The sequence below is a fragment of the Candidatus Methanocrinis alkalitolerans genome (assembly GCF_029167205.1).
In the GTDB taxonomy this organism is placed as follows: Archaea; Halobacteriota; Methanosarcinia; order Methanotrichales; family Methanotrichaceae; genus Methanocrinis; species Methanocrinis alkalitolerans.
The window spans coordinates 1-5,548 of sequence record NZ_JARFPL010000069.1 but is presented as its reverse complement, the minus strand read 5'-3'; the positions used below and the strand labels follow the sequence as shown (position 1 = coordinate 5,548).

2 tRNA genes and 3 rRNA genes are annotated in these 5,548 nt (G+C 54.7%); all 5 read right to left on the bottom strand.

Annotated features, from left to right (window positions below):
* Positions 1 to 59: 59 nt before the first annotated feature.
* A 5S ribosomal RNA gene (gene rrf / locus P0O24_RS12225) occupies positions 60 to 181 on the bottom strand.
* Positions 182 to 186: 5 nt separating this feature from the next.
* Positions 187 to 288 (bottom strand) — tRNA-Cys (locus tag P0O24_RS12220).
* A 49-nt stretch (positions 289 to 337) separates the two neighbouring features.
* Positions 338 to 3,255 (bottom strand): 23S ribosomal RNA (locus P0O24_RS12215).
* A 123-nt stretch (positions 3,256 to 3,378) separates the two neighbouring features.
* Positions 3,379 to 3,451: transfer RNA gene (locus P0O24_RS12210), tRNA-Ala, on the bottom strand.
* A 142-nt stretch (positions 3,452 to 3,593) separates the two neighbouring features.
* Positions 3,594 to 5,068: ribosomal RNA gene (locus tag P0O24_RS12205) — 16S ribosomal RNA — on the bottom strand.
* The 16S, 23S and 5S rRNA genes sit together here with 2 tRNA genes alongside, the layout of an rRNA operon.
* Between the last annotated feature and the right edge of the window lie 480 nt (positions 5,069 to 5,548).

The window sequence follows — 5,548 nt, the reverse complement described above, 5'->3', positions numbered from 1 at the left end:
AAAAGAGCTACCGCTAATAGGATTATCGCCGTTTCAATGAGAGAAGAGATATTAGGTGAATGTGGCAGCGATCCATATTTCCCGAGGGCTCGCGCACCTGAGTACCGTATGGAACGTGGACGGGCTTATCTTCTGAGTTCGGAATGGGTTCAGGAGTTTCCCCGCCGCTCTGGCCGCCACACTCGAAGCCAAGGTCCGGATTCGAACCGGAGTAGAATTGCTGGCTGCACTCTGGCCCATAAGACCGATATTCTGCAGGCAATTGCGTAACCACTCCGCCACCTTGGCACGAATGATATTTTGTAGCTTTGCAATACCAGATTTCGCCCGAGCTCAGCGGGACGGCTGTACGGACAGTTAGTGGTCGCGGGCTGAACACCTCGTTGCCTCGGTGCGTACACCCCGACTCTATCAAACTCGTCTTCTACGAGCGTCCTTAAAGTGGTCTCTTTTCAGGCACAGCTTCGGGCTTAGATGCTTTCAGCCCTTATCCGTTAGCGCGTAGCTGCTCGGCAGTGCCCTGCCGGACAACCGATCGACCAGTGGCGCCGCTGGTTTGTTCCTCTCGTACTAAAACCAGCTTACCCTCAGACCACAAAACACCCCTAATAGATAGTAACCGACCTGTCTCACGACGGTCTAAACCCAGCTCACGATCTCCTTTAATAGGCGAACAACCTCACCCTTGGCCGCTGCTGCACGGCCAGGATGGAAAGAACCGACATCGAGGTAGCAAGCCACCGGGTCGATGTGTGCTCTTGCCGGTGACGACTCTGTTATCCCCGGGGTAGCTTTTCTGTCATCTAAAACCCCCACCAAGGAGGTATAGAGGTTCGCTAAACCCGACTTTCGTCTCGTCATCTCTTGCTTTGCGAGATGACGTCAGGCTGACTTATGCTTTTGCACTCTTCATTGGGTTTCCGACCCAATTGAGTCAACCTTAGGGCGCCCTAGATATCTTTTCTAGGGCGTGGCGCCCCACCCAAACTGCCCACCTATTGGTGTCCTCCTCTCGGAGTTAGGGTCGTAGCTCCGGAAGGGTAGTATTCCAAGGTCGGCTCCACCCGAGCTGGCGCCCGGGCTTCTACGCCTCCTACCTATCCTCTACATCCGAAACCACAACCCAACAACAGGCTGCAGTAAAGCTCCACGGGGTCTTCACTTCCCATTAGGGGTCCCTAGTCTCTGCACTAGGATGAAAGTTTCACCAGGTTCTAGCTAGGGACAGTAGAGCTCTCATTGTTCCATTCATGCAAGCCGCCAATTAAGCGGCAAGGTACTACGCTACCTTAAGAGGGTCATAGTTACCCCCGCCGTTGACAGGCCCTTCATCCCGTTGAACCGGGTCTTCAGGTACCTGCACTGGGCAGGACTCAGAGATTGTACTAGCCCTTTCGGGTTTGCAATCTCCTATGTTGTTATTAGACAGTTAGAGCTCCCTAGTCACTGCGACCTGCTTTCTTCAAAGCAGGCACCTCTTATCCCGAAGTTACGAGGCTAATTTGCCGAATTCCCTTAGCTAGATTAACCTGACACGCCTTAGCCTTCTCAGCTTGGGACACCTGTGTTGGTTCTCGGTACGGCCATTCAACTCCCTTTTCACGGGCCCTTGGGGTCAGCCAACTTAAGTCATCACGCATTCGCCTGCTTCTCGCCATTACGGCTCTCCACAGGTTTCGGCGCTTGAACACCCTGGCAAAAGGTGCCCGGCCTACCCAGAGGCGTCAGTTTCGTTGTTGAATGGTACAGGAATATTAACCTGTTTCCCTTTTGAGATGCTCGAGTTACGACATCTCTTAGGACCGACTAACCCTCGGCTGACGAACATTGCCGAGGAAACCTAGCCCATTCGGCGATCGGGATTTTCACCCGACTCTGCTGCTACTACTGCCAGGATTTTCGTCTCTACGTGGTCCACACCTCCTCACGAAGATGCTTCTGCCCACGCAGAGCGCCTCCCTACGAGATCACCTCGCGGTGCTCCGTGGTATCGGCAGTCGGCTTAGCCCCGTCCATTTTCGGGGCCCTAAACCTCGACTGGTGAGCTGTTACGCACTCTTTAAAGGATAGCTGCTTCTAAGCTAACCTTCCAGTTGTCTGGGGCCTAGGACTCCCTTTAGTGTTAACACTTAGCCGACATTTGGGGGCCTTAACCACGGTCTGGGTTGTTTCCCTTACGGACTGGAAGCTTACCCCCCAGTCCGGACTCCGACCTTCTACGGCGACGACGGTTTTGGAGTTTGACAAGAGAGCGAGCAGTTTCCCGCCCGGGATCTCCAATCAGTGCTCTACTCCGCCGACAACCTCCAGTCAGGTCATGCTGCGACATGTTTCGGAAGGAACCAGCTATTTCCGGGCTCGATTGGACTTTCACCCCTAGACACAGGTCACGCGAGTGATTTGCATATCAACACCGCTAACGGTCCTCCACGCAGCTTTCGCCACGCTTCAACCTGCCCACGCCTAGATCGCCCGGCTTCGGGTAGCATCCCAGTGACTCCACGCACTTGTATACGTCGCGCCTCTCCGAAGATGCGCGCTCGTCGCTTTCGCTACGGCTGCTCCGTTGAACGGATTAGCCTTGCCACTCAAATGCACTCCCTGGCCCGTTCTTCAAAACGTAAGATGCAACGCTGGCATTCAGCACTCGTACCGACGCCTCGCGACGTCTTCCTTCATGCTGAGTATCCTTTGACGCCACATCGCTCTATCACCAACCAATTTCAGGCACTTTGCACCGCCCTCTATGGGGTACTTTTCAGCTTTCGGTCACCCTACTACTGCGCTATCGGTCTCAAGACGTATTTAGCCTTGGAAGTTGGTGTCTCCCAAATTTCCGCGAGATATCCGACCCACGGTACTCAAGACAAGGCTCCAGAATTGTCAGGGTTTGTTTACGTGGCTATCACAATCTACGGCGTGCCGTTCCAGGCAACTTCAACTTAGCCGACAATCCTGTAATCGAGCCAGGCTTATAACACCACATCTCCCCGAAGGGATTCGGTTTGGGCTCTGCCGCGTTCACTCGCCGTTACTGACGGCATCTCGATTTGATTTCTTTTCCTGCCCCTACTAAGATGTTTCAATCCGGGGCGTTCCCGATCCTGACGGATCAGCCCTAAGGCTGGGAGTTCCCATTAGGAAATCCTCGGTTCGACGGTTCCATGCACCTCGCCGAGGCTTATCGCAGCTTGGCACGTCCTTCATCAGCGCTTGAGCCAAGCCATCCACTGGTTGGTATACACAGCTTATGTCCCACTGAACTCAGTAAGCGTCTGGATTGCAAAGCTTATACATGGCATCACACAGCGCCGTACGACACAACGCCGTCTGCCCTTCCCAAACGAGAACATGATCTCGCTTGGTGCATTTAGTACATGGACTCGCTGGGATTTGAACCCAGGGCCTCCGCCTCGCAAAGGCGGCGCTCTTCCAGCTGAGCTACGAGCCCAGAAACGCCCTGGGAGGCCCTCATATCACCGGGTCGATATATCCCAGCAATTGAACGTTAGAGTTATTTTTCGCTCTGGCGACTATTCGGCTCCGACCGACACTGAAAGCACACTTCGTATGCACGTTTGTGCAAAGTCGTTAGGAGGTGATCCAGCCGCAGATTCCCCTACGGCTACCTTGTTACGACTTAACCCCCCTTGCAAAGCCCAGATTCGAATGTGTCAAGGTAACACACCCTCATCCAGACCCTACTCGGGTGGTTTGACGGGCGGTGTGTGCAAGGAGCAGGGACGTATTCACCGCGTTCTGTTGAAACGCGATTACTACGGATTCCAGCTTCATGAGGGCGAGTTGCAGCCCTCAATCCGAACTACGATTGGCTTTAAGAGATTACCTTCCCCTTTCGGGGTAGATGCCCATTGTACCAACCATTGTAGCCCGCGTGTAGCCCGGGAGATTCGGGGCATACTGACCTACCGTTGCCCACTCCTTCCTCCGCTTTAGCAGCGGCGGTCTCCACAGTGTACCCATCACCCCAGAGGGTATGCTGGCAACTGTGGACGTGGGTCTCGCTCGTTGCCTGACTTAACAGGATGCTTCACAGTACGAACTGACGACGGCCATGCACCACCTCTCAGCTAATCCGGTAAGGTCTTCAGCCTGACCTTCATATCGCTGTCGCCCCCGGTGAGATTTCCGGCGTTGAATCCAATTAAACCGCAGGCTCCACCCGTTGTAGTGCTCCCCCGCCAATTCCTTTAAGTTTCAGCCTTGCGGCCATACTTCCCAGGTGGCTCGCTTCACGGCTTCCCTACGGCACCAATCACGGTCGCACCGTGACTGACACCTAGCGAGCATCGTTTACGGCTAGGACTACCCGGGTATCTAATCCGGTTCGTGCCCCTAGCTTTCGTCCCTTACCGTCGGACCCGTTCTGGTGAGACGCCTTCGCCACTGGTGGTCCCCCGGGGATCACAAGATTTCACCCCTACCCCCAAGGTACCTCTCACCTCTCCCGGTCCCAAGCCAAACAGTATCCCCTAGCAGCCTGACAGTTGAGCTGCCAGATTTCCCAAGGGACTTACCTGGCCGGCTACAGACCCTTTAGACCCAATAATAGCGGTTACCACTCGGGCCGCCGGTGTTACCGCGGCGGCTGGCACCGGTCTTGCCCGGCCCTTGCTAACAGATGCTTTTTAGGCATCTGGACAGCCAACATTATATGCTGGCACTCGAGATCCCCTTATCACGGTTTCCCGCATTGTAAAGTTTTCGCGCCTGCTGCACCCCGTAGGGCCTGGATTCGTGTCTCAGAATCCATCTCCGGGCTCTTGCTCTCACAACCCGTACCCGTCGTAGGCTAGTAGGTACGTTACACCCACTACTACCCTGATAGGCCGCAGACCCATCCTTCGGCGCAAAAGCTTTCGGCCACAGAGCATTCCAGCATATGTGGCCCATCCGGTATTATCCCCAGTTTCCCAGGATTATCCCGGACCGAAGGGTAGGTTGTCCACGTGTTACTGAGCAGTCCGCCATGTTCACGAAGAACATTCAACTCGCATGGCTTAGTCGAATCTCGATAGCAGTAACCTCTGGCAGGATCAACCAGAATTATGGAAGTATTTACAGTATCGGTCGGAATTGGCCGAGTCGCCATAAGCGTACGTCAGACGAGACAAGTTGTATCCCGTCTCCACGCGGTATATGTACCACGAACTTGGAAAGCAAGCCCATCATCGTCAGCGTTATACGCCGTCAGGGCCCGCGCCGTTATGTCGCGGTGCCGGGGAGATAATCCCCCATCGGCCCATATATGTAAGGGCCTATCCTATTTAAGCTTTCCTCTGTCCCAGAACCTTCAAAGTTCCGCACCGCCGAAACGGGAGAACTCCTCCGGGGAGGACCGGACAGCATATCCCCCTACCAGGGGACCTTATTTAAGCCTTTCGGACTCCTCGGGACCGAAACGTGCAGGATCCCAAAAAGACCTCAGACCGCGACCCTTCTGCCGGAGTTGCGCGAATTACGGGCAGACTCCGCGGACGGGCGAACTCCTCCAATACAAGCCCGGTATTTAAACGTTGTGGAAGGG